The organism is Shimia sp. (assembly GCF_965227725.1).
In the GTDB taxonomy this organism is placed as follows: Bacteria; Pseudomonadota; Alphaproteobacteria; order Rhodobacterales; family Rhodobacteraceae; genus Shimia.
Genome location: NZ_CBDDGH010000001.1, coordinates 844,516 through 864,193 on the forward strand (window position 1 = coordinate 844,516; position 19,678 = coordinate 864,193).

General features: G+C 60.8%; 10 protein-coding genes. 5 read left to right on the forward strand and 5 right to left on the reverse strand.

Annotated features, from left to right (window positions below; all coding sequences use genetic code 11):
- The first annotated feature begins 31 nt into the window (after positions 1 to 31).
- Entirely contained in the window at positions 32 to 1,843 is a 1,812-nt protein-coding gene (locus ACO07T_RS03990; RefSeq protein WP_422048354.1) for an autotransporter assembly complex protein TamA, read from the forward strand.
- Positions 1,843 to 5,292: a translocation/assembly module TamB domain-containing protein gene (locus ACO07T_RS03995; protein ID WP_422048355.1), complete on the forward strand. Its 3,450-nt coding sequence runs from the start codon at positions 1,843 to 1,845 to the stop codon at positions 5,290 to 5,292. Before ACO07T_RS03990 ends, ACO07T_RS03995 begins: the two co-directional genes overlap by 1 nt.
- Before the next feature lie 15 nt (positions 5,293 to 5,307).
- On the opposite strand, the gene ACO07T_RS04000 is transcribed toward ACO07T_RS03995, so the two are convergent.
- Both ACO07T_RS04000 and ACO07T_RS04005 read right to left on the reverse strand, forming a co-directional pair.
- On the reverse strand, positions 5,308 to 5,865 hold the full coding sequence (locus ACO07T_RS04000; RefSeq protein ID WP_422048356.1) for a TetR/AcrR family transcriptional regulator: 558 nt from the start codon (positions 5,863 to 5,865) through the stop codon (positions 5,308 to 5,310).
- A gap of 132 nt (positions 5,866 to 5,997) precedes the next feature.
- Positions 5,998 to 6,798 (reverse strand): MBL fold metallo-hydrolase, encoded by an 801-nt coding sequence (locus ACO07T_RS04005; protein ID WP_422048357.1) that lies wholly within the window; start codon positions 6,796 to 6,798, stop codon positions 5,998 to 6,000.
- 96 nt (positions 6,799 to 6,894) lie between these two features.
- Here ACO07T_RS04005 and ACO07T_RS04010 point away from each other — a divergent pair, with 96 nt between their 5' ends.
- Positions 6,895 to 7,791 (forward strand): GlxA family transcriptional regulator, encoded by an 897-nt coding sequence (locus ACO07T_RS04010; RefSeq protein WP_422048358.1) that lies wholly within the window; start codon positions 6,895 to 6,897, stop codon positions 7,789 to 7,791.
- Between the two features lie 60 nt (positions 7,792 to 7,851).
- Here ACO07T_RS04010 and ACO07T_RS04015 read toward each other — a convergent pair whose 3' ends face one another.
- A complete protein-coding gene (locus ACO07T_RS04015; protein WP_422048359.1) occupies positions 7,852 to 8,409 on the reverse strand; it encodes a helix-turn-helix domain-containing protein in 558 nt (185 codons plus the stop codon).
- A 149-nt stretch (positions 8,410 to 8,558) separates the two neighbouring features.
- Between ACO07T_RS04015 and ACO07T_RS04020 the strand changes: the two genes are divergently transcribed.
- Positions 8,559 to 9,734: an acetyl-CoA C-acyltransferase family protein gene (locus ACO07T_RS04020; RefSeq protein WP_422048360.1), complete on the forward strand. Its 1,176-nt coding sequence runs from the start codon at positions 8,559 to 8,561 to the stop codon at positions 9,732 to 9,734.
- A gap of 141 nt (positions 9,735 to 9,875) precedes the next feature.
- Here the strand turns inward: ACO07T_RS04020 and pbpC are convergent, their stop codons facing one another.
- Both pbpC and ACO07T_RS04030 read right to left on the reverse strand, forming a co-directional pair.
- Positions 9,876 to 11,915, reverse strand: coding sequence for a penicillin-binding protein 1C (gene pbpC / locus ACO07T_RS04025; protein ID WP_422048361.1), 2,040 nt, complete (start codon positions 11,913 to 11,915; stop codon positions 9,876 to 9,878).
- Position 11,916: 1 nt separating this feature from the next.
- Positions 11,917 to 17,352, reverse strand: a complete 5,436-nt coding sequence (locus ACO07T_RS04030; RefSeq protein WP_422048362.1) for an alpha-2-macroglobulin family protein — start codon at positions 17,350 to 17,352, stop codon at positions 11,917 to 11,919.
- 144 nt (positions 17,353 to 17,496) lie between these two features.
- Here ACO07T_RS04030 and ACO07T_RS04035 point away from each other — a divergent pair, with 144 nt between their 5' ends.
- Complete coding sequence (locus ACO07T_RS04035; RefSeq protein WP_209075964.1) at positions 17,497 to 19,674, forward strand: response regulator; 2,178 nt, start codon at positions 17,497 to 17,499, stop codon at positions 19,672 to 19,674.
- The last annotated feature ends 4 nt before the right edge of the window (positions 19,675 to 19,678 follow it).

Consider the following 19,678-nt stretch of genomic DNA (forward strand, 5'->3'; position numbering starts at 1 on the left):
AAGTGTTGTTTTGAAGCATTGGGAGATTAGGTTGCGACGACGTGTGAGGTGGCTTCGCAAGCTCAACGGTCTGCCATGGGCCGCAATGATGATCTGCGGCCTGTCCTGTTCCGCCGCTCAGGCCTTTGAAATCGATTTCCGCACCGCTGGGGGCGATGAAACTCTGGGCGATCGGCTTCAGGCCGCCTCTTTGCTGACGACCGCGAAAGAAGAGGGCACCACAGAAGGCCAAGACATCGTCGCGGCGGCGCAGTCAGACTACAAGCGCCTGCTTGGGGTGCTCTACCGGGCGGGCTATTTCGGCCCGTCGATCTCGATAAAGGTCAACGGGCAGGAGGCCGCCAATATCTCGCCTTTCGCGCAGATCAACACGGTGTCAAATGTCAGCGTGTCGGTGACACCGGGCAACAAGTTCCGCTTTGGTCAGACCTCTATCGCGCCGATTGCGCCAGAGACCGAGCTGCCCGAGGAATTTGCCCCGGCTGCCCCTGCCGACCTTGGCGCCGTGGAGGCCGCCGCACGCGCGGGCGTCAGCGGCTGGCGAGACGTGGGTCATGCCAAGGCAAAAGTTGCGGCAGAAAACATCACCGCCGATCACCGCGCCTCTGAGCTGGATGTGGATGTGGCGCTTGATCCCGGCCCCAAGCTGCGGTTTGGCAAGCTGATTTACAAAGGCCAATCCACCGTGCGCCCCGAGCGGGTGGAAGAGATTGCCGATCTGCCAACCGGAAGCCAATTCAGCCCCGAGGCCGCGCGCCGGGTCACCGCGCGTTTGCGGCGCACCGAAACCTTCCGCACCGTTGATCTGCGTGAGGCGGAAGAGCCCAACCCCGATGGCACGCTGGATATGGAGCTTGCGCTGGTGGACAGCCCGCCGCGCCGATTTGGCTTTGGTGCAGAGCTGGAAAGCACGCAGGGCCTGAGTGTCTCGGCCTTCTGGATGCATCGCAACTGGAATGGCGGCGCCGAAAACCTGCGGTTTGATGCGGAAGTGGAAAACATCGGGGGGGACGGTGGTGGGATCAACTATCGCCTCGGCACGCTTTACTCGCGCCCCGCCACATTCAACTCCGACACGGCCCTGATCCTTGGGGCCGAAATCAAACAGGAAGACGAAGACCTCTATTTCCTGCGCCAGTTCGGGGCGAGCGTTGGCTATAAGCGCATTGTCTCTGAACGGTTGGAAACCAGCGCCGCGCTGACCGGGTTTTACTCCGATGTGCGCGACAATTTTGGCGACCGTACGTTTCAGGGCATCGGGGTCTGGGCGCAGGCCAAGCTTGACCGCCGCGATGTGATCGTGAACCCGACCAGCGGTTACTATATTCAGGCCACCGCTTTCCCCTATGCGGGGTTCTCGGAAACGGAGCCTGCGCTCTTTCTGGAAGGCGATCTGCGCGCCTATCAGGGATTTGGCGCTGACAACCGCCTTATTGCAGCGGGCCGTGTTCTGGTTGGAAGCATTCTTGGCCCCTCGCTCAGAGGCACCCCACCGGATCTGCTGTTTTATTCGGGCGGGGGCGGCACCGTGCGCGGGCAACCCTATCAATCCGGCTTTGTCACGGTGGACGGCATCGACAGCGGTGGCCTCTCGTTTCTGGGGTTCAACACCGAAGCGCGGGTCAAGATCACCGACGCGATCACAACAGTGGCCTTTTTTGACGGCGGCTTTGTCGGGGAGACCTCCAATCTCTTCGGCGATGGCAGCTTTCATTCGGGTGCCGGGCTTGGCGTGCGCTACAACACTGGTTTTGGCCCGATCCGACTGGATCTGGGCGTGCCGGTTTCGGGCAACACCGGAGACGGTCTTCAACTCTATATCGGCATAGGACACGCCTTCTGATGCGGTGGTTTGCGATCATACTCCTGTGGCTTCTGCCCATGACAGCAACCGCACAGCAGGCCGAGGAGGCCAGCGACGAAGACAAAGGCATGCTGACCCGTTTTCTGGAGGATTCGCTGTCTGGTGCGGGGCGTGAGGTCGAGGTTATCGGGCTGCGCGGCGCGATCAGCTCCAATGCCACCATCGAAGAGCTGCGCATCTCTGACGCTGATGGGCCCTGGCTCTCGCTCAAAGGCCTGTCGCTGAACTGGAACAGGCTGGCGGTGCTTCGGGGCAACGTGAACGTCAACGAACTCAGCGCCGAAGAAATCTCTCTGGCGCGCATTCCCAAAACCGATCCCAACCCGACAACCGCTGAGGCCAAACCCTTTGCGCTGCCGGAGCTGCCGGTCAGCATCAACATCAAGGCGCTGAAAGCGGATCGCATTTCGCTGGGAGAGCCTATTCTGGGCGAAGCGGTGGATTTTGCACTGGATGCCCGCCTGATCCTTGAGGGCGGCAACGGGGATGTGCTGTTGAGCGCGACGCGGCTGGGTGGCCCTGCGGGACGTTTTTCCGTGGATGGGGCCTATTCCAACGACACCGAACTGCTGCGGTTGGATCTGCAGGCGGCAGAAGATGCGGGCGGGCTGGTGGCCACGCTGGCGCAGCTCCCCGGAGCGCCACCGCTCGGACTGACCGTGCTGGGGGAAGGCCCGCTGAGCGATTTTATCGCTGATCTGCGGCTGACAAGTGACGGCGAGGAGCGTCTGGCCGGACAGGTGGAGCTGTCCACCGAACCTGCACCGGCCTCCGATACTGGTGGTGACAGCGCAGAGACCAAGCCTACGCAGGTGATCCGTGCCGATATTGCGGGCAATATGGCGCCGCTCTTTGCGCCGGACTACAAGGATTTCTTTGGTGAGAGCATCGCGCTCAACACGCTCCTGCGCCGGTTTGGCGACGGGCGCACCACGCTGGAAAACCTGAGCCTTGTCTCCCGCACGCTCAATCTGGATGGGCAATTGGCGCTGACCGCCAAAAACCTGCCGGAAAGTTTTGATCTGAATATCACCCTGCGCGATGACACGGGGGCGCCGGTTCTGCTGCCGGTGAGCGGCCCGAAAAACTACGTCCAAAGCGCGCAGCTGAAGGCGCAGTTTGATGCCACCGAAGGGCAGATCTGGACGCTGAAGGGCGATGTGACCGGCATCGAAACCGAGAGCGCCAAATTGCAATCCGTCGTGCTGGACGGCAGCGGTGATATTGTCGCCAATCCGCAGCAGCGGGTCACCGCAGAGATTGCGCTCACCATGGCCGGGCTGGCCTTGCCCGATCCCGCATTGACCGAGGCTCTGGGCAACAGCGCCAGCATGGCTGCCAATGTCGACTGGACCGAGGGCGAAGGCGTGCGTCTGTCCGATCTGATGGTGGATGCTGCGCAGGCCTCCCTGAAAGGCGATGCCCATCTGACAGGTCAGGGTCAGGATATGAACATTGCTACCAATGCCGACCTTTCCGTGCCCGATTTGGCAAATCTTGCCGGTCTTGTGGGCCGCGATCTGGGCGGCGCCATCATGGCGCAGCTGTCTGGTGACATCGCCCCGCTCAGCGCGGGCTTTGATCTGGACCTCACTGCTGGCGCCATGGATCTGGCCATTGGTGAGCCTCAGGTGGATGTGCTTCTGACAGGCGAAAGCAGCCTCGCCCTATCCGCGCGACGCGATGAAACCGGCCTCACTCTGCGTCAGGGTGATCTCAAAACCTCTCAGCTCACCGCCTCCGGCAACGGCACGCTCGCCAGTGAGAACAGCGATCTGCATTTTGAGGCCGCGCTTGCAGAGGTGGCCTCTGTTGCGCAGATCGAGGGCCTGAGCGGCCCGGCAACCGTGGAGGGCAACGCCAAACAAACCGGTGCAGACTGGGCCTTTGATCTCACCGCAACCGCGCCTGCGCAAAGCCGCGCCGTGATACGGGCGGCGCTGCCGCAATCCGGCGGGATTTCTGCGGACTATGATCTGGAGATCGGCCGCGTGGAAACCTTTGTTCCCAGCCTGCCGGGGGCGGCCAGCATCAAAGGCACGGCGGCACAGTCAGGCGCGGGCTGGGCTGTCGATTTTGACGCGGCAGCGCCGTTCAACACCAAAGGACGCGGCCAGGGCGTGATCGATCCAACCGGCACGGGCACCAACTTTGCTCTGGCCGGGGATTTCCCGCTCGCCGCCGCCAACCCAGCCTTGCAGCCCAATGCGATACAGGGTCTTGCCCAATATGACCTGCGCATTCAGGGCGCGTTGGAACCCGCCAGCGTGACCGGCACGGTCTCGATGTCTGGCGCGCGCTTTGCCATGCCGGATCTGCGCATCGCGCTGGAAGACATCTCAGGCACCATCGGGCTTGCCAATAATACGGCACAAATCAACCTCAATACGCAGTTTTCCGGCGGCGGAGACATTGCTGTTGCAGGCTCGCTTGGCCTCGCCCCGCCTTTCAACGCCAACCTGCCCGTAACCCTGCGGGGCCTGCAATATCAGCAAGGCCAGCTGTTTGAGACCACCGCTGACGGCACCATCACGCTCTCTGGCCCGGCCACTGGCGGCGGCCGCATTGCCGGGGACATCAGCCTCAGCCAGACCAATATCCGCATCTCTCCTGTGGGCCTATCCGGCGGTGGCGCTGTGCCTGAGATCACCCATCTGGCCGAGCCGGGTGCTGTGCATATCACCCGTAACCGTGCGGGGCTGATTGCGCGGGAGGAAGCCTCCGGGCCTTCCGCGCCGCCTTTTGGTCTGGATGTGGCGATCAATATTGCCGACCGCATCGCCGTGCGCGGGCTTGGCCTGAACGCGGATTTCAACGGCGGCATGCGCATCACCGGCACCACCAATGACATTCGGCCAAACGGCGAGCTTGATCTGATCCGGGGTCGGCTCGACTTCCTGTCAAACCCGTTTGAGCTTGATGAGGGCAATATCGCGCTTTTGGGGGATTTTGTCCCCACCATGCGCGTGCAGGCCACCGCCGAGCAGCCGGATGCAACCATCTTCATCATCATCGACGGCCGTATGGACGATCCTGAGATCAAGCTGGAGAGCGACCCGGAGCTGCCGGACGATGAAGTTCTGTCACAACTGTTGTTTGGGCGTGATCTGTCCAGCATTTCGCCGCTGCAGGCCGCACAGCTGGCCGCCGCGCTGGCCACGCTTTCCGGACAGGGCGCGCGCGGGCCGCAGCTTGGCAAAAACGCAGGGCTTGATGATTTTGGGCTGACCTTTGACGAGGATGGCGCGCCGGGCGTGCGCGCGGGCAAATACCTTGATGAGAACATCTACACCGAGGTGGGGGTGGACAGCGAAGGCAAGAGCACGATCAGCCTCAACCTCGATGTCACCGACAATCTGACTGTCAAAGGCAAGGTTGGCTCAGATGACGAAAGCGGGATCGGGATTTTCTTTCAGCGCGACTATTGAGCGGGGTGTGCGGGGTCAGGCACCGGCCTGCACGCTGCGCAAACACATGTCCCGCAACTGCGCGCGGGTTTCATCGCTGAGCGGTTTGCCCTGTGCGCGCTGCCATTTCAGGGTGTTGCGGATCGCCCCGCCGATAAAGCCGCCCATCACGCCCGGATCGCCTGCAATAGAGCCGCCTTCGTCCTGCAGTTGGCGCAGCACACCCGCGATAAAGGACGCCGACTTTTCGAAGCTGGCCATCACATCCGCGCCTGGCAGCAGGGGCACGTTGGACAGATATTCAAACAACACGGCGCGGTCGGCATCCTGCCAGATGAAGTCGATGTGGTTGTCGATATAACGCTCAAGCCGCACGAGCGCGGGTTGGCTTGGATCATCGCCCGCCGTGAGCGCCTCTGCCATCACCGCGGCGAGATCATCATAGACCGCGCGGATCAGCACATCCTTGTTTTCAAAGTGATTATAGAGCGATCCCGTCGCCACCCCGGCGCGCTGAGCGATCTTGGACATGGACGCCTGTGTCCCATGCGCAACCAGCATTGCTGCGGTGGCTTCCAGAATTTTTTCACGCATCCCGTGTCGTGTCCCTGCGCTCGGCAAATAGCCATGTCCCCAATGAACTCTCGTTCAACTGGGCACCGACCCTAAGCGCAGGGCACGATTGAGACAAGGGTTTGTGCGCTCTCAGCCCGTAAGCAGCCCTGCTTAAAGAGGCAAAAAGCGGAAGGTTTCCCCCTCTGCCGCAACTTTGCCCAATCCGGGAAAGGCAAAATGTGTGGCGGCAATGGTGGTGCCGGATGCTGCGGCCTCAGCCAACAGGGCGCGGCGTGTAACCACCGCCTGCGCCGCATCCCCATCCAGGGCATAGGTGACCTCGGGATGGGCAAACTGCACCGCCTCTGAGATGACCGCATCTCCAATGATTAGAAGTGTCTCATTGCCACTTTCAATCTGTACACCCGAATGCCCGGGTGTGTGACCCGGAAGCGGCACCAAACTGATCCCTGATATCAGACTCTGTTTCGGCTGAAAAAGCACCACCCGGTCTTTGATACCAGCGGCAACACTCTGGATCATTTGCACCATCGGGCGGGTGTCTTCATCCACCGCATTCGGCAGATCAGGGTTAGTCCAGAACGCCCACTCCGCTTCGGCAATGTGAATAGTTACCTCCGGAAACACATCACTGTCCAGAAAACCGCCCAGATGATCTGCATGCATGTGGGTCAGCACGATGTCTGTGGGGGTTTCGCCTTGCAGAGGCTCCCAGGCCTGGCCGGTCTGCGGAAACCGCGCCTGAAGCGCTTGGGCAGAGCCTGTATCGACAAGGATGACCCGGTTTTGTCCTCGCACGACCCAAAAATTTGCGCCGATCTCAACCTCGTCGCCCAAATCGACGTCTTCGGGCACTTGGGAGAAATACGCGGACGGCAGCACAAAGCCCCCGTCGTTGAAGGTAGTCACCTCAAAATCGCCAATGTTCAGGCTGTGTGTACGCTCTGTCATGATATGCTCCATCACTGTTTCCCAAAGCATATGGTGGTGGGCGCTGGCTGTGCTATTGTCGTAAATGACAAATTATTTGCTGATAGCGCCAAGCATATGCCTTCCAAAACCACCACCATTCTTGCCTATCCCGGCGCTCTGCAATCTGCAGTCTTTGGGCTGCAGGATTTCCTGTCCCATACGGGTCTCAACCCAAAAATCGTCACTAATTCAGCTGAATTTGGCTCAAAATCAGATGCCATCCTGCTTCCACCAGCCGCGCAGTCTGTGAATCCGCAAGCGCATCCAGACCTCTTGAATGGGCTGAAAGCCGCAGCAGAGAGTGGCGCGTTGATCTGTTCCGCCTGTGTGGGCGTGACCTGGATTGCCGCTGCGGGGCTGGATGCCGGACGTGCGGTCACCACCCATTGGGGCGTTGCGCCGCAACTGCGCAAAGACTGGCCTCAGCTACACGTGGACACCGATCAGCTTGTGATCGAGCATCAAAACCTTGTCACTGCAGGCGGGATGATGGCTTGGGTGGATCTGGCGCTGATCGTGATCGAACGGCTGGCGGGCCACGAGGTGATGCTCAACACTGCCCGGCATTTTGTGGTGGAACCTGTGCGGCGCGATCAGAGGCGCTTTCAGCGGTTTCGCCCCATCCTTGACCACGGAGATGCGCAGGTGCTGCGCACTCAGACGCTTCTGGAGCGCGTGCTGGATCAGCCCATATCAGTCTCTAATCTGGCTCAAAACGCAGGTCTGTCCGAGCGCAGCCTTCAGCGCCGTTTCAGCGCGGCCACGGGCCTCAATCTCACCCGCTACTTACAGAACCTGCGTATGGAGCGTGCAAAATCTCTGCTGGCGGACAGCCGCATTCCTGTGGCCGAGGTGGCGGCGCGGTCTGGCTACAGCGACCTTCCCGCCTTTCACCGTGTTTTCTCTCGCATCACAGGGATGACGCCTGCGGGCTTTCGAAAATCGGTCTGGTCGCAACACACAACGTCATAGCGAAACGCCTCCGCACGACGCAGAAACAGTCTCTAATTCACCTGAATTCCGTGAATTTTCTCAGGCGTTTTTGACAATCAGAAACACCCGCGCGGCCTCTGTCGCCTCAATGGCGTGTGCCACGTCGGCCGCATAGCGTGCGGTGTCACCTGCCGCCAATTCCTGCTCGGCTGTGCCACTGTTGATCCGCACCGCCCCTTCCAACACCGTAAGCTGCTCTTGAGCGCCGCGTTTGTGAGGCTGGCTTTTGAGGCTGCCACCCGTCTCAAAACGGATGTCATAGACCTCATGCCCGCCCACATCCTCAGGCGGGGAGAGAATGCGGATCACGCAACGGTGCCCCATATTGTCAAAACTCGGCACATCGCTGTCGCGCAGCACCTCTATTTTGTCGGCTGTTTCTTCATCCAGAAGCCCCGCGAAATCCACCTGCAAGGCGCGCGTGAGGTTCCAGAGGGTCGCAATGGTCGGGCTGCTTTCGCCACGCTCAATCTGGCTCACCATGGAGCGACTCACCCCGGAGAGTTTGGCCACCGCTTCCAGCGAAAGCCCTTGTTCACGACGCGCCGCGCGCAGACGGCTGGGCAAAAGTTGAAGTATCGACAGATCGTTATCCATCTCTCACAGATGCGGCCAAGCCACTGCCTTTGTCAATTGCCGCGCGCTTTGGCACATATCTCACAGCAACTGTGACGCGCCGTTCCTGCTGACTCGCCCTTTCTGCATCTGCATAGTGCGCGACAAATACGACTGAGAGGAGATGACCCATGTCGGATATCGTAATTCTGGGCGGCGCCCGTACCGCTGTTGGCACTTTTGGCGGCTCTCTCGCCAACACCCCACCGATCGAGCTGGCGACTGCTGTGTCCAAAGCCGCGATTGAGCGCGCTGGCGTGCAAGGCGACCAGATCGGCCACGTGGCATTTGGCCATGTCATCAACACCGAGCCGCGCGACATGTATCTGTCCCGCGTTGCTTCCGTTGAAGCGGGCGTGCCCAACACCACCCCGGCGATGAACGTGAACCGTCTCTGCGGCTCCGGCCTTCAGGCGATCGTGTCCGCCACTCAGTCTCTGATGCTGGGCGATGCAGACTTCGCACTGGCCGGTGGTGCCGAAAACATGTCCCGCTCCCCTTACGTCCTGCAACAGCAGCGCTGGGGTCAGAAGATGGGTGACGTGAAAACCCTGGACATGATGCTGGGCGCGCTGAACTGCCCGTTTGGCACCGGCCACATGGGTGTGACCGCGGAGAACGTTGCAGATGAGCACGATGTGACCCGTGAAGACATGGACGCTTTCGCCCTGACCAGCCAAGAGCGCGCCGCAGCTGCCATCGAAGCAGGCTATTTTGACGAGCAGATCACCCCGGTCGACGTCAAAGTGAAGCGCGACATGGTGCCATTTGCGCGTGACGAGCACCCAACCGCCTCCACCATGGAGACCCTCGGCAAGCTGCGTCCGGTCTTCAAGAAAGACGGCCGCGTGACCGCAGGCAACGCATCCGGTCTGAACGACGGTGCCGCCGCCATCGTGCTGGCGCGCGAAGAGGCTGCCAAAGCCGCTGGCCTGACACCGAAGTTCCGCGTTCTGGGCTACGCCCACGCCGGTGTGCGCCCAGAGGTGATGGGCATTGGCCCAATCCCAGCGGTGGAAAATCTGCTGGCAAAAACCGGTCTCTCCGTGGCCGACTTTGATGTGATCGAGAGCAACGAGGCGTTTGCCTCCCAAGCCATCGCCGTGAACAAAGGCCTTGGTCTGGACACCGACAAAGTGAACCCGAACGGCGGCGCGATTTCTCTGGGCCACCCGGTTGGCGCAACCGGCGCGATCATCACCGTGAAGCTGATGTATGAACTGGAGCGCACCGGCGGTTCTAAAGGTCTCGCGACCATGTGCATCGGCGGCGGCCAGGGCATCGCGCTGGCGATCGAGCGCATCTAAGCCGCGCTAAGATACCGCGCTGAAATTTCGGCGGGTGGCCAGAGGTTCATGCCTTGGCCATCCGCCCCACCGGCCCCCGTCGCAATCGGGCCGCAAAACAGATGCGACACCCATGTTTCCCAAAATGACTGATCTTGTGCACTAGTCGATCCAGACGGTGATGCGATCAGATTGTCCGCGCGCATCAATCACGGTGATTGTCGCGCTGCCGCGCCCTGCCGCGGGCAGGGTCACATCCCCATGACGCACTCCGCTCGCCACAGGCGCACCGTTGGCCAGAACGGTCACCGGAAAGGCGGCGTTTTTGACCTTGATCGTCATACCGTCCCGCGCGCCGGCAAGTCTGGCACCTTCCGGAGGAAAGGCCACTTCCAAGGCGTCTTCGCTGCGCTCAAAGACGGCGTTGCGGCCGCGAAATGTTTTGAGCGGTTCAGGCAGTGCGGCGTTGCTGACGATCAGCGTTTCCGGCGGTGGGGTTGGCAAGGGATCCAGCGTGGGCTTCACCCGCTGAAACACATCAAACAGCACAGGGGCCGCGATCTCTGCACCAAAGGCGCCCGGCACCGGCGTGCCATCGGGGCGCCCGATCCAGACACCGGCCACATGACGCCCATCAAAACCGATGGCCCAAGTGTCCCGATGCCCATAGCTGGTACCGGTCTTATAGGCCAAGCCACTGCGCGGTGCGCCTGCGGGTGGGGCTATCTCTGAGAGGATATCGGCCAGATGCCAGGCCGCCGATCTGCTGATCACACGCTGCTGTCGCGGGGTGTCCTTCCCCGCCTGCCAGATCAGAGGTTGGGCAACACCGCCTTGGGGGATCATCGCGTAAAGCGTCACCAGCTCTTCCAGTGAGACACCGACCCCGCCCAGCGCCACCGCGAGTCCAGCTGTACCGCCGAGCAGCTCCGGAGCCATGCCCGCAGCCCGCATCGCGGCCATCAGATTGGCGGGCCCCAACTCATCCGTGAGCATGACCACCGGAATGTTCCGCGACTGCGCCAAGGCCTCCCGCACGCGCAGCGCGCCGCGAAACTGGCCATCAAAATTCTGCGGCGCGTAGCGGCCAAATCGGGTGGGCACATCGGCAATCAGGGTTTCGGGATGGGCCAAGCCTCGGTCAAAGGACAGCCCGTAAACCAGAGGTTTCAGCGTTGAGCCCGGCGAGCGTTTGGCTCGGGTCATATCAATGAAGCCCTGCCGTGCATCCGCCTGTGTCAGACCTGCGGACCCAACAGAGGCAAGGATCTCGCCGCTGTGATGATCTGCCACCACCATGGCGATCGACACGCGCTCCTCAAGGCCGCGCAAAGCCTCCTGCGCCAATGTCTCAAGCGAGGTCTGCAAAACGCGATCCACCGTCACCTGATGCCGCGCGGCCTCTGGGGCCGCTGCCCTTGCGCGGTCCGCCAGATGCATCGCCACAGCGGGAAAGGCCCGCCGCACTTTTGGCACAGGGGTCATCAAAGCCGCATCCACACCCTCTTGATCCAGCACCCCAGCGGTCTTTGCGCGCCAAAGCACCCGTTCCCGCGCGGCCTCAGCAGCTTCAGGGTTGCGGTCAGGCCGCCGCGCATTGGGGCTTTGCGGCAGGGCGACCAAAAGCGCGGCCTGCGCAGGTGTCAGCCTGTGAGGCTCTTTGCCAAACCAAGACAGGGTGGCGGCGCGTATGCCTTCGAGATTGCCGCCAAACGGCGCATGGGTGAGATAGAGACCAAGGATTTCCTGCTTGCTCAGGTGCTGCTCCAACGCAAGCGCCAGCCGGATCTGGCGCAGCTTTCCGGCCCAGGTCCCGGTGCCGGAATCCTCAATCAGTCGTGCCACCTGCATGGTCAACGTCGAGCCTCCAGACACCACCCGCCCATGCCACGAAGATTGCGCCACGGCACGGGCCAGCGCCCAAGCATCTACCCCCTGATGGGTCCAGAAGCGTTTGTCCTCATAGGCCAGCAAGGTCTCAAGATAGAGCGGGTCTACCGCGTCGCTTTGCGCCCCAAGCCGCCACAGCCCGCCGTCAACTGTATAGGCCCGCAGGAGCTGCCCGTTGCGATCCACCACCTCGACCGAGGTGTCGGCCAGAAGATTTGGCAGCTCTGTCTCCGCCACCCATTGATCAAAAGCGTCCCGCGCCCCTGCCAGAAGCAGAAGCGTGAACACCAGAAAAACAGGCAGGATCCGCATGTTATTCGGTCACGGTCAGACGCGACGCAGCGGTGTTGGCGCGGTATTGCGGGCGATACATATCCTCTACAGAGGCGGCCGGGTGATGATAATCGCCGGGGCTGACCGCGCGCACCATATAGGCCAACTGGAATGACTGCGCCGAGCGCCAGTCGACAGCTGCCAAGAACCGATCCGAACGGAATTCTGTGTTGGCGGCCTCGACCGGTTGCAACCAGTCCATATTGCGCAGATCACCGCCTGCCAGAAGGTTGGGATTGTCGATTTCAAAACCCGCAGGCAGCGGATCGTTTACCATCAGACGCGCCCCACCCTCACCGGAAGGTATCACCGTCAAAACCGCAACCAGTCGTTCGCCTGCCAGCACCTGAACTGCGTCAACCGCCTGCCCTTCCACAGAGAAATACTGCCGCTCTATGCGGTAGCCATAGCTGCGCTCCTCTGCCGGATAGGTTGGCACGCCAAGCGTTGTCAGCGTCACCAACTGCGCGGCCTCTCCTGTGTTGGTCAGGGCGATCTCCTGAGACAGGTCTTGATCCGTGAACCGCTGCAACAACGGCCCGTTCAGCGGCTGCCCGTTGAGGGTCAATCCGCTGGGCCGCTCATCCTCGATCAGCGCATGCGCCGCCATAAGCGACCAGACCGCCTCTTGGGTGGAGGGCGTCTCACTGCCAAAGGCCACCTGCTGAGCAAGCCCGTTGGCATCCAGAGCCTCGCTACCCGCCGCCACGGCCAGAGCCACAGTGCCTGCAATATCGCGCAAATCGGTGCCATAGTCCGCGCGCCAGAGCGCCGCCTCTTCGCGGCCGACCTGTGCTGCGATCTTGCGCGCGGCGGTGCGGAACATGCCATCCGCCCGCGTCTGATCGCCATAAAGCGCCAGTGCCGCGCCAAGTTGCGCCGCTGCCAGAGGCGTTGCAAAGGCGTCGGCCTTCACATCCGCATAGTAGCGCAGATCGCCCATGGCTGCCGCCCCTTCGCGCGCCAGAACCATAAGCGCATAGGCCAGATCCTCGCCGCCTGCGTCAAAGTCCGGTGCATAGTTCACGCGGTTGCGCAGATTGTTCATTGCCTGTTTGAAGGCGAGATCAGGTACCACGTGCCCCTGCGCCCGTGCGCGAGAGAGGAAATCGCTGACATAGGCATCCAGCCAGAAATCGCCGGATTCGGGACGCCAGAGACCAAAGCTGCCATTGCTGGCCTGCCGTGTCAGGACCAGCGCGATGGCCTCTGCGATGCGGCTGTCCAGATCGCGATCCACGCCCATGCCCAGCGCGTTTGCCACATCTTCAAAATAAAGAAGCGGCAGCGTCTGGGAGGTCACCTGTTCTGTGCAGCCGTAAGGATAGCGATCCAGCGTCTGCAACAGACCCGGCGCACCAAAGCGCGCCAAAGCGCCAGTGGACAGGATTGCCTCAGCGGAGCCTGCGCGCAGATCGGCAAACACATCTGCACCAAGGGTGAGGCTGTCGCCGGACGCCAAGTTGATCTGGCGGGTCTCACTCACAGCCGGATCATTGGCCCGCACCGGCAAGGTGAGCGATTTGACCAACTGTTTGCCATCTGGCGTTGTGAGCGCAATGCGCAGACTGTGATCTCCGATCTCATCTGCGACAACCGGCACAGAGAACCGCGCTGTTCCTTTTGGTTCCAACGCAAACCCTGAGGGGATTTGCGCGGCATCCAGCGTCACGCCCTCTGCCACAACATCCAGCCCCATCCGACCCGCAGCACCCTCTGCGTGGACAAATTCCAACAGCAGGCGGCTCTGATCTCCGGGGGCGAGGAAGCGCGGCAGGCTTGCGGTGACAACCACCGGATCCCGCACCAGCACTTCCGCATCAGCCTGCCCCACCCCGGTTTGCGACCAAGCCACTGCCATCAGGCGCACTGAGCCGTTAAATTCAGGGATATCAAACTGCACATTTGCGATGCCATCTGCACCTACCTGAATGGGACCTTGAAAGTAGGCCACCAGCTCTTCGGTGGGGGGAGGCGCGTCAAACCCTGTGGCCGCAGTGGCATCCCCACCGGAACGCAGGCGTCCCATAGTGCCGCTCAAACCGTTGATCAGTCGGCCATATACGTCGCGGATTTCCATGCCCAGACGGCGCTGGCCAAAGTAATGCGCCGAAGGGTCGGGACTTTCAAAACTGGTGAGGTTGAGAATGCCCACATCCACCGCTGCCAGAGTGACAAAGGCGGTTTCACCGGCGGTCACTCCGTCGACTTTCAAAGTCACATCCAAGGGGCCACGCGGGTCGATCACTTCTGGTGCGGCGATGGAAACGGCCAGCTGCTTTTCCTCCGGATCAACCTGCGCATAGCTCAGCCCAAGCGCGCGGGCCGGGTTTTGCCCTGCGGGCGTATCTGCAGCGCGGATGACCGAAGCGGTCACGTAAGCCCCTGCCCCCCATTCATCGGTCACATCCAGATCGATCAGGTTCTCGCCTTCCTGAACGGCAACGGTTTTCATCGCGATCAGACGGTTGGACATCACCGAAATCAGCGCGGTTCCCGCGTAGCGCGGCACCAGCCGCAGCTGTGCGGTGTCCCCGCTGCGATACTGCTCTGCATCAAGCGACAATTCGAGGGTGTCCGGCGTTTCGGTGGCATCCGCAGGGGCATACCAACCGGCCTCAAATGTCATCGCGCTGGAGATAAATTCCCCGCCGTCTTGCGTGACCACAACCTCAAAGCGGCCCCAATCCACATCTGCGCCGATTTCCAAGGGGCCGCCGTCAAGTATGGCGGAGCCGCTGGCAATGGTTTCGCGTGTGGTGGTGGGCTCCCACTCCCAACCGCCATTGAGCTGATACCACTGATAGCGCGTGCGCAGGCGGTTCACTGACCATGCGACTGGCATGGCTGTGGCGCGCAGGCTCGGATCCACTGCGATGATTTCAAAACTTGCCTTGCTGCCTTCCGGCACCACCTCTTCGTCAAACAGTGGTTTGATACCGATCAGCGGTGTAGCAGAGGCGACAGGATGTGTGAGGCGGCGCTCTACCGGACGGCCAGAGCCTTCCAGCACACGCACCGCAACATCGGCGACAAGCGCGCGGCCCTGTGCCTCCTGTTCAGGCAGGGACAGATAGATGTCTGCCTGCCCGGTCTCATCTGTCTCATCCCCGGAGAAATAGGTAGTTTGACCGTAAAACGGCGCATCATAGCGCCCAAACCGGAAGCCTTTGAACCCCTCCAACGTGTCGCGGGCCTTCAGGGTCACCTGCCCTTCGATCTCCAGATCGGCGGCAGGTGCGCCAAAGAGATAGCGCGCCTCAAGTGACACTGCCGCAGGGTTTTGGGCATCAAATGGCGCCTTGGGTGGTGTGAGCTCAAAATCAATCCGCTCGGGCAGGAAATCTTCGACCAGCACTTTTGCACTCGCCAAAGCGGGCGCTTCCAGATCGGACTTGAAATCCAGAGACCAGCGCCCGCGCGGCACGGTTGCCCCAAGTGGCAGCGCAAAGACATGTCCGCCCGCCACGCTGTTGGTGGAGACCTGTCGGCTGTATTCCACCCCATCGGGGCGGGTCAGGATCGCGGTGAGCGGCAAGGCGGGTAAGGCCTGCGCCGTTGCGCCACGTGCCAAGGCGGTGACATGGATGGTCTCGCCGGCGCGATAGGCGCCTCGATCTGTGGTGACAAAAACATCAATCGGCGGTGCGGCAGGCCGCCCTTCCACACCTCGGTCGGAGAGATCAAAGGCCGGATCGGTCAGCGACAGGAAGGAGAAATCCTCGCCCTTCTGAACCATGACCAGCGCCGGAGATGCGCCACCGGTGCCGCGCGTCAGCCCCGCGTCAAAGACCGCATAGCCCTCCGCATCGCTGACCGTTTCCGCCAGCACGCGGTTTGCGCGCGACAACAGGCGCACCTTCGCCGCCCCCAGTGCTGCGGCATCTGACAACTGGCGCGTAAACACATGCAGCCCGTCGGTGCCGCTCAGGCTTGAGATGCCGATGTCTGACAGCAGGAACCACTGTGTTGTGGATGTTTCATCATATTTGTCCGCGCCCGGCAGGTCGGCAGTGAGCGCATAGACCCCCGCGGGCTGCCCCGCCACCAGCTCTGCCATCGGCAGGCGTGTTGTCATCGTCTGGTTGAGCGTGTTTTCAACCTCGCCACGGCCGGTCCAGACTGTTTCAGCCACATCGCGGTCGAAGCCTTCCATCTGCCAATAGCTCAGCGGCTGCCCGAAGTAGCCATCCTGAATGGCGCGCAAGATGTTGCGATCATTCACGCGCTGCAGGGTGAGCGCCACCTCGTCCAGATTCACGGTCTCAATCGGCAATCCGGCGTCCGAGCTGCGCGGCAGCACATAGGCGCGGCCTGAGAATGCAACCTTTGGGCTGCGGTCCCGCACATAGGCGCGCACATTGGTGTCGCGCACCAAGGTCTCCCCGCTTTTGGCAGGCAAGCCAGCGCGGAAAGTGACTTGGACGTCCTGACCATGTGTCAGCCCTTCGACACAAATGCGCTGTTCCTCGACATGCAAGGCAAGACGGGCATCCGGCAGTTTCACAAACGAGGTGTAATCCTGCCCGGTTTCAATGAGCGGCTCATTGAACTCGGCACATAGGCGTGGGGTTTCGATATCACTCTCAACCTGATGATCTGACACGCGGAAACCGTATTTCCCGATGGCAGCCTCTAGCTGTGTGATCACATCGTTTCGCGGGCTGATGGCCTCTGCCAGGCGCAGACTGCGCAGCACCGCTTTGCCCCGATCCTGATCTTCGAGTTGCCCAGACATCAGCAAAAGCGCGTTGATACGCTCAAGATCCGACTGCGCCCGCAGATAGGCGTTCAGCGCCCCAAGAAAGGCGCGCTCTTTGTATTGGCGGGTTTCCGACGCCCTGTCGCCCTGAAGATTGGCATTGAGCCGCGCATACTCCAGCCAGAGATCGCTGCGATCCGCTTTGCTCAAGGCGGCCCCTGTCCAGCGCATCGCGCTTAGCAGGTTTCCCTCTGCCCGACGCTCTCTTGCGGCGGTGAGCATCTCTTCAACGCCCCAGCGACCACCGGCATGGGTGCGCCCGATGTTGGCCGCCAGCTCCTTGGCCGCCAAGAGGTCTCTTTCTCTCAGGAAGTTCAGATCCTTGGCACGGTCTTGTGCAGTGCTCAGCAATTCTTCAGACGCGTTGAATATCTCCGCAGAGAGCGCCCCTTCATAGGGCTGGCGCTCGTTGATTTCGGATTTCGGGAAGCAGGCGTTTGAGCGGCGGTTGAACGTGAACGCAACGCATTGCGGATTGTTCAAGCAGGTCTCCACACAAGCCGCATATGTGGTGTCAAAAAGGTTCTGCAGGTCTGCGCCGTAGAAATCGACATCGCGACTCACCACCACCCGACGGTCGGGCACATAACTTTCCTGTGCTGCCGCCGCTGTACCGGTCAGCGCGAAGAGCCCAATGGCTAAAATCCGAAGCATTCTAATCTCCAATAATCAATGACTTGATGGTGCCACGACACAATCACGCATTGCAACGGCGATAACGCCGCGGCGGAGTTAAGCAGATGTTCACGGACAGTCTGAAATATGGCTCTCAGGAAAATACGGCTTGAGGATCGGCGAATGTCGCTGACGCAAAAACTTGCTGACGAACGGCGCGCCCGTTTGGCTGCAGAACGTTTGTTGGAGTTAAAAAAGCGCGAGCTTTATGCGGCCAATCGTAAGCTGGGCAAACATGCTGCGCAGCTGGCAAATGAGATTGTCGAAGCGCGTGAGACCGTCAAGACCGTCACCAAAGAAAACAAGAAGTTCCGCACGGATTTGGAAAACGCCCAAGAGCGTGCCGAACAGGCAGAGCACAGGCTCTGGCATTCGCTTTCCACCATCCGCGATGGCTTTGCATTCTTTGACGAAAACGGCAAGATGATTGCCGCCAACCCAAGCTATCTGGCGATCTTTGAAGGCGCGGAGCACATCAAGCCCGGGATTTCTTACAACGAAATCATGGAATTTGCGGCGCATGAGGGCCTCTTTGTGCTTGAGGACACCTCGCCGGACGACTGGTGCAATATGATGCAGCAGCGCTGGCATCATGAAGAACCGGAGCCGGTGATTGTGCAGCTGTGGAACGAGGAATTCCTCAAGCTGATTGATCACCGCAACATTGGCGAAGATCGTGCCAGTCTTGCGATGAACATCACCGACACGGTGCGCCAGGAAGCGGAACTGGAGCGGGCGCGTCAGGAAGCGGAAGCTGCCAGTCAGGCGAAATCTGCGTTTCTGGCCAACATGAGCCACGAGCTGCGCACCCCGATGAACGGTGTTGTGGGCATGGCCAGCCTGTTGATGGACACCACGCTCACCGAGGAGCAGCGTCTGTTTGCCTCCACCATCAAGAACTCCGGCGAAGCGCTGCTGTCGATCATCAACGATGTTCTGGATTACTCCAAACTCGGGGCGGAAAACGTCGGTCTGCGCAATGAGACCTTCGATCTGGAGCGTTGTATCCACGAGGTCATGACTCTGCATCAGGTCTCCGCACGTGAGCGCGGGCTGGAGCTTCTGGTGGATTACGACCTCTTCCTGCCAACCCAGTTTGTGGGCGACGTTGCGCGGCTGCGCCAGATCCTTACAAACCTCATTGGCAATGGTGTGAAGTTCACTCACACTGGGCACATCCTTGTGCGCGTGGTTGGGGTGATCACCAACGACGGCTCAAACGCCGTGGTGCATGTGACCGTTGAAGACACCGGGATCGGGATTGCCGAAGAGCAGCTCGATCACATCTTTGGCGAATTCAATCAGGTCGACACCAGCCAGAACCGTGAGTTTGAGGGCACTGGCCTTGGCCTTGCTTTGACCAAACAGCTGGTCAATCTCATGTCCGGCGAAATCTGGGTGGAATCCACTGTGGGTGCGGGCACCTCCTTTGGCTTCCGTCTGACCCTGCCAATTGACGAGAACTGCGATCACCTGCCGGTGCCGCTGCCAGACAATGTGCAGCATGTGCTGGTGGCATCTGACACCGAGGTGAACAGCGACCTGCTGAAGAAACAGCTGGAACAGATGGGGGCAACCGTCACGATCTGCACCGATCAATCGCAGGTCATGCTGTTGGCCCAACATGTGGATTTGATTCTGGCTGATCACGCGGCAGGCGGCATTGATGCGCAGCAGCTGAACACAGAGCTGAGCGCGCAGGGGATTGCGACACCAATTGTCGCGCTGAGCTCAGACCCGAAAGCCTTCGGGGATGCCGATGATCTGGGCTTGATCAAGAGTGTTCTGGCCAAACCCGGCTCGCGCGCTGAGCTCAATCTCGGCATTGCGAAGGCGGCAGAGGCCAGCCCCAACAATGGCAAAGGCGCAACCGCGCGTCGGCGCATGCGCGTGCTGTCTGCCGAAGACAATAAAACCAACCGTCTGGTGCTGGAAAAGCTGCTCAAATCTCTCGATCTGGAATTGATGTTTGCGCACGACGGTGTCGAGGCGGTGGAGCAGTATATCTCCTATTCGCCTGATCTGATCTTCATGGATATCTCCATGCCGCGGATGGATGGCACCCAGGCCACGCAAAAAATCCGCGAGCTGGAAGCCAACAACAACAATCGCCGCACACCGATTGTCGCCCTCACCGCCTTGGCCAATGAAGGCGATGAAGAGCATGTGTTGAGCCACGGGTTGGATCGATACCTGACCAAACCCCTGCGCAAGGCGGAGATTTTCAAGGTGATTTCAGAGATGCACCCTGAAGAAACGCTTGATCCGTTTGAGTCAAATTCTGAGGCGATTGCGAGTTGATCTG